Source organism: Brucella sp. BE17 (assembly GCF_039545455.1).
Lineage (GTDB): Bacteria > Pseudomonadota > Alphaproteobacteria > Rhizobiales > Rhizobiaceae > Brucella.
In genome coordinates this window covers 918,194-941,238 of record NZ_CP154468.1, presented here as the reverse complement: position 1 = coordinate 941,238, position 23,045 = coordinate 918,194, and the positions used below count along the sequence as shown (strand labels likewise).

Sequence of the window (23,045 nt, the reverse complement as noted above, 5' to 3'; positions counted from 1 at the left end):
GTAGGAACTTCAAAACCACCACACCAGGCGAGCGTCAGAAAGTTCCGGCCCAGCAGATAATTAGTCTGCCTTTCTATTGCGTATCGCGGTTGCGGCAAGACACAACTGGATGAACAGGATTTGCGCCGCTGCCTGCGCCGTATTGGTTGTTGGATCATATTGTGGTGCGACCTCGACCACGTCCGAGCCGATAAGGTTCAACCCGTTCAAACCGCGCATAATTTCCATTGCTTCGCGTGGCTGTAAGCCACCAACTTCCGGGGTTCCAGTTCCCGGAGCAAAGCCGGGGTCGAGACTGTCTATATCGAAGGAAAGATAAGTAGGGCCGTCCCCGACAACATTCCGAGCGGTCTGGATGATTTTTTCCATGCCCAGTGACAGCACATCTTCGATGTGCAGAACAGTCATGCCGGCTTCTCTTGAAAACTCCCACAAATATTCGGCACCACCGCGAATACCGATCTGGATTGTTCGCTGTGGATCGAGAACGCCATCCAGAACGGCTTGTCTGAATGGCCCACCGTGATGAAATTTACATCCTTCATAAGGGCCGCTTGTATCACAGTGTGCATCGATATGGATCATTCCGACTGGCTTTTCACGCCCCAAAGCGCGCAGGATGGAACCCGTGATCGAATGATCGCCGCCGACGGAAAGTGGGTAAACACCTGCTCCGACAATTTGGGTGTAAAACGCTTCGATATCAGCATGGGAACGCGTGAGATCGAAACGGGAATTAAGCGGAACGTCGCCAATATCAGCCACGCTGATTTCAGTCGAGGGCGCCATGTGCAAAACATGATCGAACGGTCCAACTCTTTCGACGGAACGCACTGCTTTGGGGCCGAAACGTGCACCAGAGCGGTTGGTTACGCCCAAATCCATTGGGACGCCGACAAGAACAGCTTCCAGTCCGCAAAAAGATGGATCGGAAGCAGCATCGGGTAAGTAGGGCTGGTCCAGAAATGTCGAAACGTTCGCGTAAGGAAAAGCACGCTTGCCAGCTTCTGAAAACTGAGCGCTGGCAGCTTTACGAAACACAGGGTCGAAAATGTCGCCGCCTTCTGTCTTTGAGTATTTTTCGCGCAGCGCTTTGAGGTTGTCCTGATCCATGTTCTCCAATGCCTTTCCAGCCAGTGCTATCGCATCGGCGCAAAAATCGGAATCGATTCTTGTAATGCACCATGCGTAGAATCAAAGACTTAGAGCGTCCTCTATGAGTCCGAGAGGACACGCCGCGCTCCAGACGATGCTTGTCGAGCTTTTCCTCAAAGATAGAGACATTTGTCGCGCTGGGCGATATCATGAATGGAAACAAGGGTTTCATGCGCATCAAACCATTGAGGATTGTAATGTTTTGCCGATGACCAATCTTGATTTGCGTCTTCTCAAGGTTTTCAGGGCCATTGTTGCCAATGGGGGTTTGAAAGGTGCGGCGACGATGCTGAATGTGGGATTGCCAACTATCAGCAAGCAGCTCTCTGATCTCGAAATTCGATTGGGTATGCGGTTGTGTAACCGTGGGGGATCGAAATTTGAGCTTACAGAGGAGGGGACCGCAATCTATCAGGCAAGCAAGCAATTATTTGCTTCGATTGAAGATTTTAGGACCAATGTCGGCAAGCTGAAAAAAAAGAAGAAGCAGGTGCTGCGTATAGCGGCCATAGATAATCTGATCACCGATAGAAACTCGCCGCTGCCATGGCTGATCGGTTATTTTGATGCCAGAAACTGTCATGTTAGCGTCATTATCTCAAGGCCGGACGAAATTGAAAAAGGCGTTCGCGACAATATCTTCGATATTGGTATTACGCCAATCTATCAACAGGACGCGGACTTGAAATATGCAGCGCTCTATGACGAAATCTCTTATCTTTATTGTGGCGATCAGCATCCTTTTTACGAAATAGACGATGAAGAGCTTGAACATCACAGGGTCGATGCGGAACCTTGCGTAAAGCATCTCTATGTCGACAAGCGTTTTATTCCTGCACTCAAAAATCAGCCCGGCGAGGGGGCTGAGGCACTTCAGGCCGAGGCAGTCTTAACACTGATCTTGTCGGGAAAATATCTGGGATTTCTTCCGGCGCATTTTGCATCAGCTTTTGAGAACAGTCATCAAATACGAAAGCTTCATCAAGCAAGACGTTGGTATTCGACGGAGATCGGTTTTGTTTATCGTCGTGAAGGCACTCTCAACACTACCGTTCTACAGGCTATAAATCTGTTGAAAAACCGCGCTTCACAAGATGTCAGCGTTTCGTGATACACCATTGAGGCAACCTTTAAGCATGAACTTCCATACTATTATCTTCATGCATGAAAACCACTCTCTGTCTTGCGTGCTTCATTGAGCGCCCAGTTACGGAATATCTCCAGTTGAGGGCTGTGCTCACGGTCTGCATGGGTCGACAACCAGTAACAATTTCGACTATTATATCGTAAATTCAAAGGATTAATGAGTTGCCCACTCTCAATCTCGTCGAGTATCAGGCTACGCGGGATCAGAGCCAGTCCATGCCCGCCGATTGCTGCACGAATGACGAGAGAATAATATCCAAGCTTTAAACTGCGTTCCGGCGGGAACTCGTTAATACTGTTTTCAGTAGCGAAATCATCCCAGTAAAGCGGTGTCTTAAGGTGCTCCAGCACTGAAAACTTTTGAATGTCTGCCGGAGTCGATATGCCGCCGCGTCGGGCAATAAAATGCGGTGAGCCGACCAGAACCACGTCGCGGCCCAGAAAATAATCCATATGCCATCCGGGCCATTCACCTTCTCCGAAGCGAAATACGACATCCGCCTCGTCTTCCGTGTCACTGGGGGCAAAAGAGCTGAACTGAACATCGATATCCGGGTGAGCTTCGGCAAAATGCACAAACCTCTGGATGAACCAGCGATCACCTAAAATAGGCAGAACGTGTAGCCGTAATGTCGGTTTGTTGGAACGTAAGCCCATCACGCGCGCTGCGGCCGTTTCCAGCGCACCCAAAGCAACCCTTGCCTGTTCGATGTAAATCGTTCCAGCCTCTGTGGGCATAAGTCCCTGGCTGGTGCGCAGGAAGAGAACGAGTCCAACCAGATCTTCAACGCTTTTAAGCTGTTTGCTGACCGCACTTTGGGTCATATGGAGAAATTTTGCGGCTTCGGAAATGGTTCCGTTTTGTGCAAGAGCGGTTAATACACGCAAACCTGTCGTGGTGGGTAGATACTGCCGCATTGATGAATCAATTCCCCTATTCCTTTTTGGACTACCATCCCGGAAATCAATTCAATTGTCCAGTCAATGACTGTTTGCCACACTTGCGCGGATCAGGAGGATAATCATGAATGAATCTGTAAGGCTGTGGGGCGCGCGTTTCCGTTCTCCACCATCTCCGGAACTCGTACGTCTGTCGGGTTCTCCCCTGAATCACTTCAGGCTCGTTCCAGAGGATTTACGGTCGTCGACAGCACATGCGCGCGAACTGGAACGCGCTGGTATCCTCGATAAAGCGGAAGCGGAAAAAATTACGACAACATTGCAGTCGATTGGTGAAGATTGGCTTGCAGGTCGCCTTGTGCCATCTGAAAATGATGAAGATGTGCATACGTTTCTGGAGCGCGAACTGACCAGCCGCCTTGGTGCGCTTGGCGGAAAATTACGTGCCGGACGTTCGCGAAACGATCAGGCGGCGAATAATCTCAAGCTTTATCTGCGCCGCATTGCGCACACACTGGTCGCGAATATCGTCGCCTTGCAGGAGGCGTTGATTGCGCAGGCGAAGGAGCATCAGCAGACCTTGGCGCCGGGTTTTACGCACTTGCAACCCGCGCAACCCGTGACGTTCGGTCATCAGCTTCTAGCGCATGCGCAAGGCTTTTCACGCGATATCGACCGGATCATTGATTGGCACAAGAGAGCCGGGCGCTCGCCTCTGGGAGCAGCGGCCCTCGCAGGATCGGCCATTGCGCTCAATCCCGAACTCTCCGCTTCCGAACTTGGCTATGATGCGCCCTGTGAAAACTCCATTGATGCTGTGGGCAGTCGCGATCATGTTGCAGAATTCTTGTTCATTGCCGCGATGCTGGGGGTCAATCTTTCGCGTCTTTCAGAAGAAGTGTTTCTCTGGTCTTCCAAGCAGTTTCATTGGGTCGAGCTTGACGATGGTTACGCTACCGGGTCGTCCATTATGCCGCAAAAGAAGAATGCCGATATTGCGGAACTGACACGCGGACGCTCTGCGCGGTTGATCGCATCGCTCAATGGCATGCTGATTGCCCTAAAAGGGTTGCCTTTTGCCTATAATCGCGATCTGAGCGAAGACAAATGGACCAGTTTTGAGGCAGTTGATACGCTTGATCTGGTTCTGCCTGCCATGGCGGGCATGATCGCGACGATGAAGGTCGACAAGAAGCGGTTGAGAGCACAATCCTTTGAGGGCTTTACGCTTGCGACCGAAGTTGCCGACTGGTTGTCTCAGCAAGGTATTCCTTTCAGTGAAGCACATGAAATCACCGGTGCGCTGGTGCGTTATTGTGAAGAAAAAGCCATCGGTCTCGAAGACCTTTCAGTCGAAAATCTTTCTGACGTTGATGCACGCCTGAAAGCCGATGTTTTGACGCGCCTTTCTCCAGAAGCAGCGATTGCTGCACGCAAAGGATATGGCGGCACCGCACCGGATCGCGTTGGCGAGCAAATCGACAGATTGCAACGACTCGTTCAGACACACCGTCAATGGGCAAAGTTGAGCTGAGTGCATTTGGAAGGGGTGCGGGCGATGCCCGCACGTGGCCTTCTTGTACGTAAAATGTGCCTTTAGAACGATGATCTAAGAAAATCGGGGAAGAGGAAGCAGTGGACGCTCTCGAATGTATAAACAAAGACTGCGTCAGTACAGTTCTGGACGGTCAAAGGAAATGCTGCGGGGAAATGTCGTTGGGACGAGCCACTGGATTGGAATGCGAAAGGTTAAACAGACGTGACTGATACCGTTTATAAAATCAGCCATCTCGTACATGTGCCGCGACGCCACTATGGTCGGATGGTTGCTGCTGGCGTTGTGGTGCTCGCACTTGTCGCGATTATCCACGCTTTTGTCGTTGGACAAATCGAATGGGACTATGTTGGTGAGTTTCTCACGGTGCCGGCTATCATGACTGGGCTTGTGAACACCATAGTCATGTCCATTCTGGCCATGGCACTTGGGATAGCACTCGGCGTTATATTTGCCATTATGCGTCTATCGGATAACCCCGTTCTTTCCTATGTCGCTGTCGGTTATATCTGGTTTTTCCGTGCTGTGCCGGCCCTTTTGCAATTGCTGCTTTGGTTCAATCTGGCGCTTGTTTTTCCGACCATGGGTATACCGGGCGTTTTCTCGGTTCCAACCGTGCTGATCATGACGCCTTTCGTAGCAACGCTTCTCGGATTAGGCATCCAGCAGGGTGCGTTCACCGCAGAGGTTGTCCGGGCGGGGCTTCTTTCCGTTGATCAGGGGCAATATGAAGCTGCGCAGACAATTGGCATGACCCGACTTAAACTGCTGCGCCGAATTATCATGCCGCAGGCAATGCGTGTCATCGTTCCGCCGGTCGGAAATGAATTCATCGGTATGGTCAAGCTGACCTCGCTTGCCAGTGTGATCCAGTATGCGGAAATCCTGCACAGCGCACAGAATATCTATTACGCCAATTCGCGTGTTGTCGAATTGCTGATTGTTGCTGCTTTCTGGTATTTGATCGTGGTGACTATCCTCAGCCTTATTCAAGGTCGCATCGAGAAATATTACTCCAAAGGTGTCGCTTCGCCGGGTGAAACGAAATGACCGAGGAGACAATTGATATGGACAATTCTGTTTCGACCGATGCCGGAGATCAAAACCTTTCTCCGCAAGCACCACTGGTAGTCGCTTCCGATGTACGTAAGAAGTTTGGCACACTTGAAGTATTGAGGGGGATCAGTCTTCAGATTGCTAAGGGCGAAGTTCTTTGTATTATTGGTCCTTCAGGATCCGGTAAAAGCACATTTCTGCGCTGCATCAACCAGCTGGAACATATGAATGGTGGTGCGATCTGGGTTGGCGGTGAATTGATAGGGTATCGTCGCGAAGGGGATTATCTTCATGAGTTGAGCGATGCGGAAGTTGCACGTCAGCGTCGCTCAATCGGCATGGTTTTCCAGCGCTTCAACCTATTTCCGCATTTGACCGTCACCGAAAATATCATCGAGGGGCCTGTGCAGGTTCTGCGCGAAAAGTCTCAGTCCGCAAAGAAGCGTGCGCATGAACTTCTCGAGAGAGTAGGCCTTTACGACAAGCGGGACGCCTATCCCGCCCAGCTTTCGGGAGGCCAGCAACAGCGTGTCGCCATCGCTCGTGCCCTTGCCATGCAGCCGACGCTGTTGTTGTTCGATGAGCCGACTTCAGCATTGGATCCGGAACTCGTTGGTGAAGTTCTGCACGTTATGAGCGATTTGGCAAAAAGCGGCATGACGATGATTGTCGTCACGCATGAGCTTGGCTTTGCGAGAGAGGTTGCGGATCGCGTGGCCTTCATGGATCAGGGCGAAATTATTGAAATAGGATCGCCCGAACAAGTGCTCGGAAGCCCGAAACAGGCACGAACACAGAATTTTATCAAAGCCGTTCACAAGAAGTAACACACAGCAAGGGGATACAGATTATGATCAATACCAAGAGCAAGCTTGCAGTTTCCATTTTTGCTTTGATGGCGGTGAGCCAGGCGGCAACAGCGCAGGAACTGCCTGAGCGTATCGCGGCAAAAAAGCAAATCGTCATCGCCAATGTTCCAAACTATCCGCCGCTTGAATTCAAGGATCCGAAAACGGGAACGCTGACAGGCCTTGATATCGACCTTGGCAATGCTATCGGCGAAAAGCTCGGCGTGACCATAAAATGGGAAGAGATCAGCTTTGAGCAGATGGTGAGCGCACTCAATACCGGACGTGCGGACCTTATCATGAGCGGCATGACCGATCTGCCTGGCCGTCGCGAAACACTGGATTTCGTGGACTACCTGGCGTCTGGTGCGCAGTTCTACACTACGTCCGACCGTGCGGAAGAATACAAGAAACCAGAAGATCTCTGCGGTAAAACGGTTGGTGCCAGCCGGCGCACCTCATTCCCGAAGGAAATGGAAACCTGGAGTAAGGAAACTTGTGAACAGAATGGTAAGCCGGCCCTGAAGATCGTTGGCACTGAAGGCTCAGCCGACGCTCGTACACAGTTGCGTCAGAAGCGCCTTGATGCAGCAGTGCAGGGCAGCGAAACACTGCCTTATCTTCTGAACATGGAAAAGGGTAGCTATGTCATTGTCGGTGAACCCTTCACCACTGTGCATCAGGGCATCGCGGTTACCAAGAAGGATACGCAGTTGCGTGATCTCATTGCCAAGACTTTGCAGAGCATGATCGAAGACGGCTCCTATGATGCGGTTCTGAAGAAATGGGAACTGCAATCTGCAGGTCTTAAGGCTGCGATGATCAACGAAGAGCCACTGAAGTCTGAATAACAGATGCGCGTGCTTTTTCTGATGTGACGTTTGCATCAGAAAATTTCGGGAAAATGCAGATTATAGAGCGGCTGTGTTTGAATGCGCAGCCGTTCATGCCGAAGGTTTGTCTAAAAAGACGCCACGCCTGTTCAACACTTTCGTAAGGAACACAGCCGTGAATGAACACCCGTCCATGGTTTTGGCACGTAATATTGCGATCATGCGTTTTTCCGATTTTCCGGCTGCGACCGTTAACAAGGCAAAAATCCATATTCTTGATACGCTCGGAGCGGCGATTGCTGGTGCGGCTTCTGTCGAGACAAAAATCGTTCTGAATGCCTTCGACCTCGTAGAAAAAAGCGGTATGTCTGGCCCGGTTCCGGTCTGGGGTACAGCACTGACACTGGATAGCCGTACAGCAAGTTTTGTAAACGGTGTTTCGGCCCATGCCTTTGAACTCGATGATAGCGGGGGCTGTGATCATTCCGGTGCTGTGGTGTTGCCGGCGGCAATTGCAGCACTTAGCGATGCACACACAACGGTTTCGGGCCCAAGTTTTCTAACGGCCGTTCTTGCCGGATATGAGGTCGGACGCCGCATGCTCGAAGCGTGTGGCGGGTACGAAACACATAACGGACTTGGCTGGCATTCGACCGGCACATGCGGCGCTTTCGCAGCAGCTGCAGCAACAGGGTCACTGTTTGGTTTCGACGCACAGAGACACGCTTCAGCGCTCGGCATTGCATGTTCTTATGCCAGCGGAACATGGGCTTTCATTCATGATGGCAGCCAGACCAAGAAGCTACACGCCGGTCGTGCCACCGAAGGCGGCTTTTCCGCCGCAAAACTTGCTGCTGCGGGTTTTAGTGGGCCAATTTTCGTTCTGGACGCTGCGGGCTGGGGGAATTTCTTCACGACTTTTTGCCGTGGAGACGGCAATCCTGCATTGCTGAGTTCGGATTTCGGAGAGTTCTGGCGTGTCAATCGGTGTTCGATAAAACCTTATGCCACCTGTCGTGGCACGCATTCAGCTATTGATGCCATCGAAAAAATGCTGGGCGAACAGAGTTTTGTCCCGGATGATATCATGCGTATCGATGTTGCCATGAGTGAATTTCAAGCTGGCATGTGCGGCGGCAAGATTGTCGCAAGCCGTGCCGATGCACAGATGAGCCTGCCTTATGCGCTCGCCGCTCGACTGCATTATGGCAGGGTCGGACTTGACGAGCTGGAAGAAGCTGCCTGGTCTGCGCTTTCAATTAAAAACACTCTGCAGCTCACGGATGTATTCGTGGATCCAAACATGGCCGCGAATGCGGAGCCAGTTATCACTGTCACGCTGAATGATGGGCGGGTTTTTAGTAAGACGGTGGAATTTCCATTGGGCGGGATGGACAATCCAATGAGCGATTCTGCAGTGGTCGCTAAGTTCATGGCTTTGGCCAGCCGCGTGTTGCCGGAATCACGGTGTCGCGAGATTGTTGATTTCGTCATGAACCTCGAGGCGGCTTCAGATGCGGGACGCCTTCCCGCCCTTCTGACATTGCCCGTGAAATCTTGATCCAACTCTTTCTGTGCTTCGTCAGAAGCGGCTTCCAACGCAGAAGAAAGTAAAATGAATATCCAGTATGCAAAGCGTATGAACGGCATCAAGCCTTCGGCTATTCGCAGTTTGAATACCAATCCGCAGATGATTTTCTTTGGCGGAGGATATCCCGATGGTGACGTGTTTCCAGTGGATGCAATAAGGGCTGCTTTTGATGAAGCGCTCAAAACGTCCGGCAAGGAAGCGCTTCAATATTCATCTTCAATAGGTCTGCCAAAACTACGCCAGCAGATCGTGGAGCGGATGAAGCATGAGCAGGTCGATTGCACGATGGATAATATCCTGATCCTTCAGGGGGCGCAGCAAGGACTTGATCTGGCGGCACGCCTGCTCGTCGATAAAGGCGATACGATCATTACGGAGGCACCAACTTTTCTGGGTGCGCTTGGCGCGTTTGCAGCCTGTGAACCGCAATATGAAACGGTCGCTGTGGACGAAAACGGTCTTGATACAGATGCCTTAGAAGCACTCTTGAAGCAGAACCCAAGGGCAAAACTGCTTTATACGATCCCGGACTTCCATAATCCGACAGGGGTGACGATGAGCCTTGATCGACGCAAGGCTTTGATCGCACTTGCGAATAAATATGACTTGATCGTCCTTGAGGACACTCCATATCGCGAAGTGTATTTCGATGCGCCGCCTCCGGTTACGTTAAAAAGCCTCGATGAAGAGGGCCGCGTCATTTATCTGGGCAGTTTCTCGAAAATTCTGTCGCCGGGTTTGCGCCTTGGATGGGCTGTGGCTAGCGAAGAGATCATCCAGAAAATGACACTGCTCAAACTTGGCGCTGACACCCAATGCAGCACCCTGAACATGACAGCAGTGTCTCATCTCCTTGATGTTTATGATCTGGATGGTCACATCACTTCAATCCGAAAACACTATAAGCACAAGAGGGATGTGATGCTTGGCGCCGTGCGCGAGCATCTTCCGCAAGATATCCACTTCACACATCCGGCTGGTGGCTTGTTTACGTGGCTGACTTTTCCCGAGAGTTTCGATGCTCGAAAATTTCTTCTTGAATGCGCAATACCGAAATTCGAAGTGGGATATGTGCCGGGCGATCCCTTTTATGCCGAGAGTCCTCAGCTCAACCATGCCCGTGTCAGCTTTTCCTCCGTGCCGGTAAGTCAGATTGATGAGGGTATTTTGCGTCTGGGTGAGGCCTTGCGCAACTATGTCGTGGGATAGATGCCGGCGTGATCAGCGGGGTTGGAAACGTCGCGTTCAATTGTAATACTTCATTATTATTCCAAGAATTGAATAGCTCTTTGAGGGGCTTGGAAGCGCATGTTGCGCTCCCGGAATATACATATGTCGTTTAAATATCGACAAATGTAAAATTATACAATTGACATATGTCGATCAATGAGTGATTTCTGTAAGGCGTGGTCAAGGAGGATGCCGTGCAGACGCTGTTGAAAGTCGAAAACCTCAAAAAATCATTCGGTGGAGTTGCGGCTCTTCGCGACGGTCAGCTGGAACTGCGGGCTGGTTCGGTCCATGCCCTTTGCGGTGGCAATGGCGCGGGTAAATCCACATTTCTTTCCATCCTGATGGGCATTCAGCAGCGCGATGATGGTCGAATCTGGCTACGCGGCAAAGAAGTTCATTATTCAACGCCTGCCGAGGCACTTGCATCCGGCATTGCAATTATCGAGCAGGAACTAAGCCCCGTTCCCCATATGAGTGTGGCCGAGAATATTTATCTCGGTCGCGAGCCGTCGGCACGCTTTGGCGGTATTGATTTCAAGAAGATGAACAATGAGGCGCAAGCGCTTCTTGATCGTCTGGAATTTGATATCCGTGCGACACAGGCCATGGGCCAATTGTCGGTCGCACAGATGCAGCTCGTGGAAATCGCCAAGGCATTCAGCCATAATGCCGATGTGATTTTTATGGATGAGCCGACATCGGCTATCGGTGAAAAGGAAGCGCAGCATCTTTTTGCAGCCGTGGAGCGGCTTAAGGTCGAAGGTAAGGCCATTGTCTATGTCTCGCACAGGCTGTCCGAAATATTCCAGATTGCCGATTCCTATACGGTCTTTCGCGATGGCGGCTATGTCGGATCGGGAGCATTGAGCGATATCGATCGGCCTGAACTGATCCGCCTGATTGTTGGGCGTGAGCTTGGCGAGGAATTTATCAAGACCAACGAACCGAGCGATGAAATCGGCTTTGAAGTTGACGATCTTGCTCTGCCGGGAAAAATCGAGGACATTTCCTTTTCGGTCCGCAAAGGCGAAATCTTTGGCATCTACGGGTTGATGGGGTCTGGCCGCTCCGAAATTTTCAACTGTATCTTTGGTCTGGAAAAAGCCAGCAAGGGGCACGTTCGTCTTGAAGGGCGCCAATTGAAGATCGGCAAGCCTGCCGACGCCATGGCTGAGGGAATTGCTCTTGTTACCGAAGACCGCAAGCTCACAGGACTTAATCTGACCGATAGCGTTCGCGCTAATATCTGTCTTGCGAGCTTGCCCGAAATGAGCCCGGCCTTTGCCATGCGTCAGCGTGAAGAAGCGGCCGCCAGCGCAAAAATGATTGAGCATTTCGGTATCAAGGCAGCACGTGACACGATGCCGGTTTCGGGGCTTTCCGGTGGCAACCAGCAAAAGGTCGTGCTCGGTAAATGGTTTTTGCGCAACCCGCGGTTGTTGCTGCTGGATGAACCGACACGCGGCGTGGATGTCGGCGCCAAGCGTGAAATTTATCGCATCATTTGCGAATTCACCGCGTCAGGCGGCACTGTTGTGATGATCTCATCTGAAATCGATGAAGTGCTGGGCATGTCCGATCGCATTCTGGTGATGCGACAGGGCAGGTCGGCTGGCGTCTATCACAGGGCAGATACTGACGCCCAGAAACTGGTGCATCTGTCAACCTGATGGCTGTGAGTGTTTTTGCACCTGATTGAGATTAAGCCTGCCACTGGCAGGCTGGGAGAGGCTTAGAACGTGAGCAATATTGAGAAAACACAAAAGACGGGCTGGTTTGCTTTGGAGAGGCGCCGACTGGTGATACAGGAATACGGCATTTTCCTTGCCTTCCTGCTTCTGGTCTTCATCTTGTCGGTGTCGAACCCCTATTTTCTGACAACCGGCAATATATCAAACGTTCTTCTGCAAACTTCGATCAATGGCGTTCTGGCCATCGGCATGACTTTTGTCATTCTGACGCGTGGCATCGACCTTTCTGTCGGCTCTGTCGCAGCGCTTACAGGCATTGTTGCGGCAAGCCTTGCCACCACGTCGGCAACCGCAGGTGTGGCTGGCGGGCCATATCCGGCAGTGGTCGCTATTCTTGCCGGTCTCGCCGTCGGCTGTGCCTGCGGCGGTCTCGTGGGCTGGATCGTTGCACGCTTTTCGGTGCCTGCATTTGTGGCAACGCTTGGCATGCTTTCGGCAGCGCGCGGCCTGACGCTCATTTACGGTGGTGGCAAGCCCGTCCCGGCACTGATTCCCGACTTCCGCTGGATCGGTACCGCCAAAATTATGGGTATTCCGCTGCCGGTCATTCTGCTCGCGATTGTCTTTATTGCTGCATGGTGGGTGCTGACCCGCACACGCTTTGGCCGCTATGTCTATGCCGTGGGTGGCAACCCGCATGCGGCAAAGACATCGGGCATCAATGTCACCCGCGTTCGCTTTTCCGTCTATGTCATTGCCGGTGCGCTTTCCGGTCTTGCGGGCATGATGCTTGCAGCCCGTACCGGCTCCGCGCTGCCACAGGCCGGTATCGCCTACGAACTCGATGCGATTGCAGCGGTGGTGATTGGTGGCACCAGCCTTGCCGGTGGCGTGGGGCGTGTGACCGGAACGTTGATTGGCGCGCTCATCATCGGCGTCATGAATAACGGTCTCGATCTGATGGGGATTGAATCCTATTACCAGCAGGTACTCAAGGGCGCGTTGATCGTCGGGGCTGTCATGCTCGATCAAAAACGCAACCAGAACGCCTGATGTGAAGAATTACCAATTGCCATGCTTATGGCGCAACCAAAGCCGCACTTTCAACCAATGCGGATAATGTGGAGGAAGTATCGATGAAGAAATTGCTGATTGCCCTGGCATCGGCCACAGCCCTGTTCGTGGGCGCAGCCCACGCTCAGGAAAAGCTGAAAATTGGCGCAGCTCCTTATGGGCTGAATGCCGAATTCATGCAGATTTGGTCTGAAGCGCTGAAAGAACATCCTGCTGTGAAGAGCGGCGAAGTTTCGCTGACAGTTTTCGACGGTCGTTATGACGCGCTCGTACAGCAGGAGCAGTTCAACACCATGATCACGCAGCAGTTCGACGCGATCATTTTCGTGCCGATCGATGTTGAAGCCGGTGCGACTGCCGTACAGGCCGCCCATGACGCTGAGATTCCCGTTGTTGGCTCAAACACACGCGTCGACTCTGAACTGCTGGCTGCCTATGTTGGTTCTGACGATGCGGTTTCCGGCTATATGGAAGCCAAGACGGTTCTCGAAAAGATCGGCTGCAAAGGCAATGTCGTGATTATCGAAGGCCCGATCGGCCAGTCCGCACAGGCATCGAGACTTGAAGGCAACAAGAAGGCTCTTGCCGAATGCCCGGATGTCAAGGTTCTGGAACAACAGACTGCCAACTGGTCGCGTGCCGAAGCGCAGACCTTGATGGAAAACTGGCTGACCTCTCACAAGGGCCAGATCAATGGCGTTATCGGACAAAACGACGAAATGGCGCTTGGTGCGATTGAAGCGATCAAGTCAGCAGGCCTCAAAGTCGATGATTTTGCCATCGCCGGTATCGATGGTGTGACCGACGCGCTTAATGCGGTCAAGGCTGGCACGATGACTTCGATCCTTCAGGATGCCCGTGCGCAGGCGCAGGGCGCGATGGATCTTGCGATCTTCCATGCCAAGAAGGGTGATTACAAGCCTCAGTCTGACATCTGGACGCAGTATCCCGATATGCCGTTCAACGATGGCAAGGGCAAGGAATACAATGTTCCATGGACGCCGGTAACGGCTGACAATGTCGACAAGCTTCTGGAAACACGCAAGTAAATGACAAGCGGGGTGAACGGATTGTTTCGTTCACCCCGCCCTCAAACCCGAGGATCAAACGATGTCCGATCAATCTCCCCAAATCGACCTCAACTTTCCGCTGACCGGAAAAGTCGCCCTTGTGACGGGCGCTGCCTCCGGCATTGGTGCTGCTGTTGCTGATGCTTTTGCTGCCAAGGGTGCAAAGATCGCTGTTCTCGATATCAACGCAGATCAGGCCCATGCCAAGGCGGAAGCGCTTGGAGATGGAGCAAAGCCTTTCGTCTGCGATGTGTCTGATCCAGTGTCGGTCAAGGCAGCTATAAAGGCCGTGGTCGAGGCATTCGGGCAGATCGATATCTCTGTAAACAGCGCTGGCGTTGTTTTTCTGGCACCCGCCGAAGAGCTGACATTGCAGGACTGGGATCGTACGATTGCAATCAATCTCAAGGGCAGCTTCCTTGTCACACAGGAGGTTGGTCGTGCGATGATCGCGGCTGGCAATGGCGGCAAAATCATCAATCTCGCCTCGCAGGCAGGCACGGTCGCCATCGAGGAACATGTTGCCTATTGCGCCTCGAAATTCGGTGTTATCGGCATGTCGAAGACCTTTGCCGCCGAGTGGGGGAAACACGGCATTACGGTCAATACGATTTCACCGACCATCGTGCTCACCGAACTGGGCAAGAAAGCCTGGAGCGGTGAAAAAGGGGACGCTGCCAAGAAGCGCATCCCGTCTGGCCGTTTCGCATATCCGCAAGAAATCGCCGCTGCTGCGGTCTTCCTGGCGTCGAGCGGTGCTGAGATGATCAATGGCGCCGATCTCCTGATCGATGGCGGTTATACGATTTTATAAAAAGCTGCGGCACAGCATAGTAATATTTTTGCGGGACTGTGTGTCCCGCCTTCGATAGGTGCAAAGATGCAAAGATTTATCAATAACCCGGATGAAGTCGTCGAAGATACCGTTAAGGGCTTCGTCAAGGCGCATAATGACCTTGTCCGGTTGTCGACGGATAACCCGCGTGTGGTTGTTGCGCAAGGCGCACCTGTTGAGGGGAAAATAGGCGTCGTAACGGGTGGCGGTTCCGGTCATGAGCCAGCTTTCATCGGCTATACTGGCAAGAACCTGCTTGATGCCGTCGCAGTGGGTGAGCTCTTCTCCTCGCCGACTGCCAAGAGTTTTTATGATGCGTTCCGCGAAGCCAATGGCGGCAAGGGCGTTGTCTGCCTTTACGGTAATTATGCCGGCGACAATATGAACGTCAAAATGGCTGTGAAACTGGCTGCCAAGGACGGAATCGAAGTGCTGACAGTCGTCGCTAATGACGATGTGTGCTCCGCCCCTGCGAGCGAACGCGAAAAACGCCGCGGTGTCGCTGGCGAAATCTTCATGTGGAAAATCGGCGGTGCCAAGGCTGCAGCCGGGGCAAGTCTTCTGGAAGTACAGACAGCCGCACAAAAAGCCATCGATAATTGTCGTTCCATTGGCGTCGGCCTTGGTCCCTGCACTTTGCCAGCCGTCGGTCATCCCAATTTCCAGATTGAACCTGGCACAATGGAAGTGGGCATCGGCCATCACGGCGAGCCGGGTGTGCGCGTTGAGCCGCTCAAGCGTGCCGACGAAGTCGCCAAAGACATGAGCAAGATCGTGCTCGACGATCACAACCTGTCTGAAGGGACAGAAGTTGCTGTGCTGGTTTCCGGTCTTGGCGCAACGCCACTCAATGAGCTCTATATTCTTAACGATACGATCGAGCAGGAAATCACCAAGCGCGGACTGAAGATTTATCGCACCTATGTGGGTAACTACTTCACCTCACTGGAAATGGTTGGCGCTACATTGACCGTCATGGCGCTTGATGACGAGCTGAAAGCGTTGCTCGATGTCGAAGCCCGCTGCACGACTGTTTTGTAAGGCAGCGGTTTTGTAAGAAAGAGACATATCATGCAGACATTCAAGAATGCCGGATCGGGTGCGATCGTTCTCTCGCTTGCAGAGCGGATTATCGAGAACAAAGCCTATCTCAGCGAGATCGACGGCAAGATCGGTGATGGCGACCATGGCGTGAACATGGCAAAAGGTTTTGGACTTGCGGCCGAACGCCTGAAAGGCAAAGACGTTTCGCTCGCCGAGGGTCTGGATACGCTCGGAACTGTCCTGCTCACCGAGATCGGTGGTTCGATGGGGCCGCTCTATGGCGTTATGTTCAACGAATTCGCCGAAAAGCTGGAAGGCATTGAGAATATCGACGCTGCCGCTTTCAGCAATATGCTTCATGCGGGCCTCGACGGTATTCAGTCGATTGGTTCAGCAAAGCTTGGCGACAAGACGCTGCTCGACACGCTAATCCCGGCAATAACGGCTTTTGATGAAGTAAACAGCCGGGGCCAGTCCTTTGCGGACAGCCTGGATGTCTTATCAGCAGCAGCCGAACAAGGCCGCGACTCCACGCTCAATCTCGTTGCAAAGATTGGACGGGCAAGCCGTCTCGGTGAGCGCTCGCTCGGGGTTCTGGATGCAGGTGCAACGTCCTGCGCGCTGATTCTGACCGACCTTGCCGCACAAGCAAAGAGCCGTTTGCAGTAAGGCTTTCTATCTTGATTATGAGTTTGGCGTCTGAAAACTGTGTGGGGTCACACATTCAGGCGCCAAATTCGTTTGACCATGTTGCAATTGCTTTTGAAGGCTTTCATCTTTACCGCGCAGGAAAGGGGCACCAGAAAATCGCATGACGCTCAAGCCCAACACATCGCGCAAGGTCGGCAAACCAAAAGCCAGTGCCAGCGAGAATTTGATTACGATTCCCTTGCGTTATGGCGATGACCCCTATGTCTGGGCGTGCTGGCTTTATTACGAAGACGGCCTGACGCAGAGCGAGATTGCCGATGTCATGGGCATTTCGCGTGCAACCGTGAACAGCTATCTGGCTGAAGCGCGCGAAAAGGGTATCGTCAATATTTCTCTTGAAGGTGGGCGGCTGGAATCACTGTCTGTCGCGCAAGAGCTGAAGCGTCATTTCGGACTGTCGGACTGTTTTATCATTCCCAATGATGACAATGCCCGGCCATTGATTGACCGCCTTGGCGTGGCAGGTGCACATGCGCTCCGAAAAATACTCAAATCCGGCGATAGGCTGGCCGTTGCCTGGGGCCGTACTGCACTGTCGGTGGGCGAGCAAACCAATATCGCTGCCTTGCAGGATATGACCGTTGTGCAGGCAACGGGTGGCACAACGGCATCATTTAGCTATACGCCGGAGCGTTGCGCTGCGGTTCTTGCGGAAGCGGTGTCTGGCCGCTGCATCAATATCATGGCACCGGCAATTGTACGTTCGCAACAGATGCGCGATATGTTGTTGGACGAACCTTTGCTTCAGGAGCAGTTTACGGTTCTTGAGAATGCAAACCGTATTCTTTTTGGTGTGTCTTCACTGCGATCCAATTCGACCATCCATACGAGTGGCTTTTTTGAATCGGTGTCTCTGCAACAATATCTGGCAGCCGGGGCTGTAGGTGTTGTGGCCGGTCGTTTCATCGACGAGCGTGGTCAAGCCGTTTCCGGTCCGCTTGATAGCCGGACCATTGGAATATCGCTCGATAAGCTACGGCAGATCCATACCCGTATCGCGGTGGCGGGCGGTTTTGACAAGGTGCCAGCACTTCTTGCCGCATTGCGCGGAAACTATATCAATGTGCTTGTGACGGATGCTGCAACCGGACTTGGAATTTTAAGGGCTGACGGGGTGATCGACCTCGATGCACGATTGTCACAGCGCCCTAAAACCGGGCAGGTACAGGTGCCGAATACTTTTCGCGTACGTGTGAAAAAGTTGCTCAACAACCCGAATGAGGCGGTTGAAGAAATGCTTGACGGCGTCGTGCGCGCGCATGGTAAATTCCTTCAGCCCATTGGCCGTTCCAACCGAACATTGGTCGCACGCAACGGTCCGCGCCCTGGCAAGGTCGGACTGGTGATCGGGGGTGGCGCTGGGCACGAGCCCTGTTTTCTAGGCTATGTCGGGAAGGGACTGGCAGATGCGGTTGCTGTCGGCAACATATTCTCATCTCCCCCTCCTGATCCCATTGTTGACTGTGCACTTGCGGCGTCCAAAGGCGAAGGCGTTCTTTTTGTCTATGGCAATTATGCAGGCGATGTCATGAATTTTGAAATGGCTGCCGAAATCGTCGAGGAAAAAGGTATCAAGATCAAAACCGTTCTGACGACGGATGATATTGCCTCATCGCCCATTGATGACAAGGACGGACGGCGTGGCGTGGCAGGCAACTTTTTCGTCTTTAAAGTGGCAGGGGCTGCCTGCGATAAAGGCCTTTCACTGGAAGCCTGTGAAACGGTTACCCGCAAGGCCAATACACGTACCTATACGATTGGCGTGGCGCTTGAACCCGGTTCTCTGCCACAGACGGGACGACATAATTTCGAGATCGGTCCTGATGATATGGAAATTGGTGTCGGTATTCATGGCGAACCTGGCGTGTCGCGGGATCGGCTTCGTCAAGCCGATGAAATCGTTGATAACATCATGGACCGCATTTTTAATGAAATGAAGGCCCTGCCGGGGGATCGCGTTGCTGTTCTGGTCAATTCGTTTGGCGCTACGCCATTGATGGAACTCTATGTTCTTTATCGTCGTGTGGCACAGCGACTGGAAGCCAAGAATATTCAGATTGAAGCAAACTGGATCGGGCACTATTGCACATCACTCGATATGGTCGGAGCCTCAATATCCATAATGCACCTCGATCAGGAATTGACTGAGCTGTTGTTGCATCCGTGCGAGACAGCAAGCCTTAAAATCGGCTGATACGGCCTGTTTTGTCGTATCGTTTCGCATCGCTTGAAACTAAAATAGCATATGCCTCATGATCGAGTATGCGCGTTGCTGTGAGGCTTAAGGAGAAAATCCATGTCGCAAAATGCGGCCCGCCGTCTGGCGAATATGTTTGAGGCTATATCTGCGGCAATCGAGGCTGACAAGGACCGGCTTTCTGAACTCGACGGCGCAATTGGTGATGGCGATCATGGAACGACGATGGCGTTGGGCTTTCTGGCCGTTAGAAGAGAACTCATAAAACTCAATCTCGATGAGACGGATATTTCAACCGTCTTCAATACCGCTGCCACTGCTTTCATCAATGCCGTCGGAGCATCAACAGGGCCTTTATATGCAACAGGTTTTCGACGCGCAGCAAAGGCAACGGCTGGACATGATGCGCTCGATCGTCAGACTTACGCGGCCATTATCGATGCCATTGGCGTTGGGATCAGGGAACGTGGACATGGCCAGCGCGGGGACAAGACGATGCTCGATGCCTGGCTACCGGCTGCTGAGGCTGCGCAAGCAGCCATTTTGGATGAAAGCAGTGCTTCCGAGTTTTGGAGCAAGGTGATCGCGGCCGCGACAGCCGGTGCCAACTCCACGCGCTCGATGATTGCAACGAAGGGACGAGCAGCCCGTCTTCGTGAACGTTCTTTAGGCCATATCGATCCGGGGGCTGCATCAGCCGTTGTTATCTTGCAGGCTATGACGGTCTTATCGGAATAATAAAGATCGCCGCTTCTAAAAGAAGCGGCGATTAACGCATAACCCCTTATTTATGGGAAAAATCGGAGTTTTCGGCTGCAGCGAACCTTAAAATTAAGGCCCGATATGGCTGAAAGAGCGGTTATTCTTCGCGACGACGACGGGAGCCGTCCGGACACCACGATCGATACTCTTGCCTCTCTCAAAACAGTCAGAGAGGGGCGATAACGGCGGGCAATGTCAGCCAGTTGTCGGATGTTGCATTAGCATGCGTGTTGATGGACAGGAAACTTCCCGAACAAGCGGGCATTGAGCCGCTTGGGCGCTATATCAGTACTGCGGTTGCCGGGACCAGGCCGGATGCAATGGGCATAGGGCTGATCTTCTCCGTGTCCAAGCTATTGAACCGCTTTGGACTTTCCATAGGTGATATCGGTCTATGGGAGCTCAATGAGTCCTTTGCGGTACAGGTTGTTCATTGTCAGGAGCGCGACTTGCCGGCCATGCTCTGATTGAAGGCAAACGACGCGGCGTGAGATATGTCGTCGTCACAATGTGCATCGGCGGCGGTTTGGGTGCCGCTGGTCTGTTTGAGGTGTTGTGAGCTATGCAGAACCAGTTTCAGGCAACATTAAAGCTTTATCTGGAACAGCGTGGAAAGGAAGTTGGTCACTCGTCATGGATCGATATCGATCAGTCGCGCATTGATGCTTTTGCGAAAGATACGCTCGACTATCAATATATCCATGTCGATCCGAAACGCGCCATGGAAACGCCTTTCGGCGGTACTGTCGCGCATGGCTTTCTGAGCCTTTCATTCTTGAGCTGGATGTTATTCGATGCCGTGCCGCAGATGAACGACGCCGCAGTCTGCATCAATTACGGTATGAACCGTGTGCGCTTTCTTGCGCCTGTCCCATCGAAGAGTCGCATCCGTGGCCGTTTCGTATTAGAGGAAGTCGAACAGAAAGCACCCGATAGACTGCTTTTTACCTATACGGTCACGGTGGAAATTGAAGGAAACGCCAAACCGGCTCTCGTCGCCGAATGGCTCCTGTTGGCACAGTTGCGTTAGGGTGGTTAATCCCAGACGCCGATACTGGCGTTTATGCGGGGGATTGGCCGACCTCACCTGAAGTGCGCTTGTAGAAGCGACGGATCAGAAGATGCGATGAGCGGATATCGAGATTTATGGCGCGTCGCGCGGCTGCTCGGTCGCGCTTGGCAATGGCGTCGATGGCATCGTTGTGGATATGGACGCCGATCTTGAAGACTCGCTCGAACAGGGCCTCGTCCTGACGCGCGGACGCCACGATCGGACCGGTCCGGAGCCAGAGTGTGGATATGATGTCGAGCAACTGCGGATAGCCGCCAGCTTTATAGACCTCAAAATGGAAAGCCTGGTTGTCGGCAAGTGCGGCGTCGAAGTCGCGAACCGCGAGAGCTTCTGCCATGCTTTCGTTGATGCGCCTGAGCGTGTCGATCACCGTTGGATTTCTCGGTGCGCTTGCAGCCCGCTCGGCTGCGTAACCCTCAAGCCGCATACGGATGCGGATATAGTTCTCATGGTCGGAGGCTACATAGGGTGCAACCCGCAAGGTGCGCGGGCCCGATTGTTCGATAGCACGTTCCGCGATCAGGCGCGCTACCGCCTCACGAACCGGCATGGCGCTTGTGCCGAGCACTTCTGCAAGGCCGCGAATAGATACCTGCTCACCGGGCAGAAACTCACCCTTCAAAAGGCCGAAGCGCAAACTCTGATAGACCCGCTCCTGTACCGTCGTGATATCAATGGGTGCAAGTGCTCTCTGGCTTTTGGCAGTCGTACTAAGTTTATTCACAGATCAGAGCCTCACTGGGCGGCGTCTAAGGGTAGTTTCGCGACCGTTGAGCCCCGACAGAGGACATCATGCGCGCCGCAAATCCGCACACATGGGGCTTTGTACGTTCAATTCGTTCAACAAACAATGCTCTTTGGGCATATGGGTCACTTATACGGTGAGATGTGTGATCACATATCTCATCTCTTTACAGGCTCACATTCTGTGTCTAAAGTGCGATCAGTGCCGAAGGAGGCTCATCGGGACAGCAGTCCGGTTGAGTGGCATGCAGATAGATACTCTGTGGGAGGAGATCACCATGAACCGACTTTCCGTGATTGCGGCTGCGTGTGCAGTCTTGGCAAGCGCAACCGCGCTTCACGCTGAACCCTTGAAGATAGGTATAATAGAAAGCCTTTCGGGCGCGCAGACATCGACGGGCCGCCTCTATGCAAACGCCGTTAAATACGGCGTCGATCAGATCAATGCGGCCGGTGGTTTTAACGGCGAGCCGGTCATCGTTACCGAATACGACAATGCCGGCGGATCACCCGAGGCGGCCGACAAATTTCGCAACGCGGTGGCTGATGGCGTCGATATCATCTTCCAGGGGGCTTCATCGGCCATTGCCGGCCAGCTCACCGAGGACGTACGCAAACACAATATCCGCAATCCTGGCAAAGAGGTCATCTTCATCAATCTTGGCGGCGACGCGATGGAATTGACCGGGGCAAAGTGCCAGTTCTATCATTTTCGCTACACTGCGACCGCGCCGATGCGCGTGAGCGCACTGGTAAGCGCGATGAAGGAGGCGGGTGATCTGGGCGAGAAGGTCTACTCCATCAATCAGAACTATTCTTGGGGGCAGGATATGCAGGCCGCCGTAGCTGCGTTTGCGGAAGCCGGTGGCTATCAGGTGGTCGACGAAGTTTTGCACGACGTCAACAAGATCCAGGATTTCGCGCCTTTCGTCGCGCGCATCAAATCGGCCGGACCTGATACGGTCTTTACCGGTAATTGGTCGAACGACTTGCTGCTCCTGATGAAAGCCGTGGGCGATGCAGGCCTCGACGTCACCTTCGCCACCGCTTTCCTTGACCAGCCTGGCAATATCGCCAATGCTGGCAAGACGGCGCTCGGCCACTACATCGCCAACAACTACGACAATGCCGCCACCGACGGCGCGTTCGCCGAAGACTACAAAAAGGCGATGGGGCACTATCCGATCTTCGTCGAAGGTCATTCTGCCTTCGCGCTCGGTGCGCTGCAGCAGGCTCTCGGCACAGTCGATTTCGGCGGAGGCGACATCGATGTGACGAAGATCGCGCTGGCACTTGAGAACACGACATATGACACTCCGCTCGGCTCGATTTCCGTCCGCAAGGAGGATCACCAGACGATCCGTCCCGTAGTGGTCTCGAAGGTCGTCGAGAACCCCAAATATCCGGCTGACAACACGAAGATGGGCTTCGAGACGGTCAAGGTCATCGCTGGCGATGATGCGATCTATCCCGTGCAGGATGATTGCAAGATGGACCGCCCCGCAGAGTAACCCGTGCAGTCCGTGGT

At 53.0% G+C, this 23,045-nt stretch carries 20 protein-coding genes and 1 pseudogene; 18 read left to right on the top strand and 3 right to left on the bottom strand.

What is annotated here, in order from left to right:
- Positions 1-60: 60 nt before the first annotated feature.
- Positions 61-1,113 carry an agmatinase gene (speB, locus tag AAIB41_RS15640; RefSeq protein ID WP_343314951.1) on the bottom strand — a complete coding sequence of 351 codons (1,053 nt, stop codon included), beginning with the start codon at positions 1,111-1,113 and terminating at the stop codon, positions 61-63.
- A gap of 136 nt (positions 1,114-1,249) precedes the next feature.
- Here speB and AAIB41_RS15635 point away from each other — a divergent pair, with 136 nt between their 5' ends.
- On the top strand, positions 1,250-2,266 hold the full coding sequence (locus AAIB41_RS15635; protein WP_343314950.1) for a LysR family transcriptional regulator: 1,017 nt from the start codon (positions 1,250-1,252) through the stop codon (positions 2,264-2,266).
- Between the two features lie 47 nt (positions 2,267-2,313).
- Here the strand turns inward: AAIB41_RS15635 and AAIB41_RS15630 are convergent, their stop codons facing one another.
- Complete coding sequence (locus tag AAIB41_RS15630) at positions 2,314-3,219, bottom strand: LysR substrate-binding domain-containing protein (protein WP_343314949.1); 906 nt, start codon at positions 3,217-3,219, stop codon at positions 2,314-2,316.
- Positions 3,220-3,325: 106 nt separating this feature from the next.
- Between AAIB41_RS15630 and argH the strand changes: the two genes are divergently transcribed.
- The 16 genes and pseudogenes from argH (at position 3,326) to AAIB41_RS15550 (ending at position 20,731) form a co-directional block, all read left to right on the top strand.
- Positions 3,326-4,735 (top strand): argininosuccinate lyase, encoded by a 1,410-nt coding sequence (gene argH, locus AAIB41_RS15625; RefSeq protein WP_343314948.1) that lies wholly within the window; start codon positions 3,326-3,328, stop codon positions 4,733-4,735.
- Between the two features lie 225 nt (positions 4,736-4,960).
- The gene (locus AAIB41_RS15620; RefSeq protein WP_343314947.1) at positions 4,961-5,806 is read left to right on the top strand and encodes an amino acid ABC transporter permease; all 846 of its coding nucleotides are present in this window, start codon (positions 4,961-4,963) and stop codon (positions 5,804-5,806) included.
- A gap of 17 nt (positions 5,807-5,823) precedes the next feature.
- Complete coding sequence (locus AAIB41_RS15615) at positions 5,824-6,639, top strand: amino acid ABC transporter ATP-binding protein (RefSeq protein ID WP_343314946.1); 816 nt, start codon at positions 5,824-5,826, stop codon at positions 6,637-6,639.
- 23 nt (positions 6,640-6,662) lie between these two features.
- On the top strand, positions 6,663-7,511 hold the full coding sequence (locus AAIB41_RS15610) for an ABC transporter substrate-binding protein (protein ID WP_343314945.1): 849 nt from the start codon (positions 6,663-6,665) through the stop codon (positions 7,509-7,511).
- A 157-nt stretch (positions 7,512-7,668) separates the two neighbouring features.
- Complete coding sequence (locus AAIB41_RS15605; RefSeq protein ID WP_343314944.1) at positions 7,669-9,054, top strand: MmgE/PrpD family protein; 1,386 nt, start codon at positions 7,669-7,671, stop codon at positions 9,052-9,054.
- A 54-nt stretch (positions 9,055-9,108) separates the two neighbouring features.
- Positions 9,109-10,293 carry a PLP-dependent aminotransferase family protein gene (locus tag AAIB41_RS15600; RefSeq protein ID WP_343314943.1) on the top strand — a complete coding sequence of 395 codons (1,185 nt, stop codon included), beginning with the start codon at positions 9,109-9,111 and terminating at the stop codon, positions 10,291-10,293.
- Positions 10,294-10,508: 215 nt separating this feature from the next.
- On the top strand, positions 10,509-11,987 hold the full coding sequence (locus tag AAIB41_RS15595) for a sugar ABC transporter ATP-binding protein (protein WP_343314942.1): 1,479 nt from the start codon (positions 10,509-10,511) through the stop codon (positions 11,985-11,987).
- A 69-nt stretch (positions 11,988-12,056) separates the two neighbouring features.
- A complete protein-coding gene (locus AAIB41_RS15590) occupies positions 12,057-13,061 on the top strand; it encodes an ABC transporter permease (RefSeq protein ID WP_343314941.1) in 1,005 nt (334 codons plus the stop codon).
- An 83-nt stretch (positions 13,062-13,144) separates the two neighbouring features.
- Positions 13,145-14,131 (top strand): substrate-binding domain-containing protein, encoded by a 987-nt coding sequence (locus AAIB41_RS15585; RefSeq protein ID WP_343314940.1) that lies wholly within the window; start codon positions 13,145-13,147, stop codon positions 14,129-14,131.
- A gap of 61 nt (positions 14,132-14,192) precedes the next feature.
- The gene (locus AAIB41_RS15580; protein WP_343314939.1) at positions 14,193-14,966 is read left to right on the top strand and encodes an SDR family oxidoreductase; all 774 of its coding nucleotides are present in this window, start codon (positions 14,193-14,195) and stop codon (positions 14,964-14,966) included.
- Positions 14,967-15,032: 66 nt separating this feature from the next.
- The gene (locus AAIB41_RS15575; RefSeq protein ID WP_343314938.1) at positions 15,033-16,028 is read left to right on the top strand and encodes a dihydroxyacetone kinase subunit DhaK; all 996 of its coding nucleotides are present in this window, start codon (positions 15,033-15,035) and stop codon (positions 16,026-16,028) included.
- Between the two features lie 30 nt (positions 16,029-16,058).
- Positions 16,059-16,700, top strand: a complete 642-nt coding sequence (dhaL, locus tag AAIB41_RS15570; RefSeq protein ID WP_343314937.1) for a dihydroxyacetone kinase subunit DhaL — start codon at positions 16,059-16,061, stop codon at positions 16,698-16,700.
- A 142-nt stretch (positions 16,701-16,842) separates the two neighbouring features.
- Positions 16,843-18,936 (top strand): bifunctional sugar-binding transcriptional regulator/dihydroxyacetone kinase subunit DhaK, encoded by a 2,094-nt coding sequence (locus AAIB41_RS15565; RefSeq protein ID WP_343314936.1) that lies wholly within the window; start codon positions 16,843-16,845, stop codon positions 18,934-18,936.
- A 102-nt stretch (positions 18,937-19,038) separates the two neighbouring features.
- On the top strand, positions 19,039-19,677 hold the full coding sequence (gene dhaL, locus AAIB41_RS15560) for a dihydroxyacetone kinase subunit DhaL (RefSeq protein ID WP_343314935.1): 639 nt from the start codon (positions 19,039-19,041) through the stop codon (positions 19,675-19,677).
- Between the two features lie 135 nt (positions 19,678-19,812).
- Positions 19,813-20,260 (top strand): annotated as a pseudogene (locus AAIB41_RS15555) (acetyl-CoA C-acyltransferase); the annotation flags it as partial.
- A 3-nt stretch (positions 20,261-20,263) separates the two neighbouring features.
- The gene (locus AAIB41_RS15550; RefSeq protein WP_343314934.1) at positions 20,264-20,731 is read left to right on the top strand and encodes a MaoC family dehydratase; all 468 of its coding nucleotides are present in this window, start codon (positions 20,264-20,266) and stop codon (positions 20,729-20,731) included.
- Positions 20,732-20,762: 31 nt separating this feature from the next.
- Here the strand turns inward: AAIB41_RS15550 and AAIB41_RS15545 are convergent, their stop codons facing one another.
- A complete protein-coding gene (locus AAIB41_RS15545; RefSeq protein WP_343314933.1) occupies positions 20,763-21,497 on the bottom strand; it encodes a GntR family transcriptional regulator in 735 nt (244 codons plus the stop codon).
- Positions 21,498-21,795: 298 nt separating this feature from the next.
- Here AAIB41_RS15545 and AAIB41_RS15540 point away from each other — a divergent pair, with 298 nt between their 5' ends.
- Positions 21,796-23,028, top strand: a complete 1,233-nt coding sequence (locus AAIB41_RS15540) for a branched-chain amino acid ABC transporter substrate-binding protein (RefSeq protein WP_343314932.1) — start codon at positions 21,796-21,798, stop codon at positions 23,026-23,028.
- Positions 23,029-23,045: the final 17 nt, after the last annotated feature.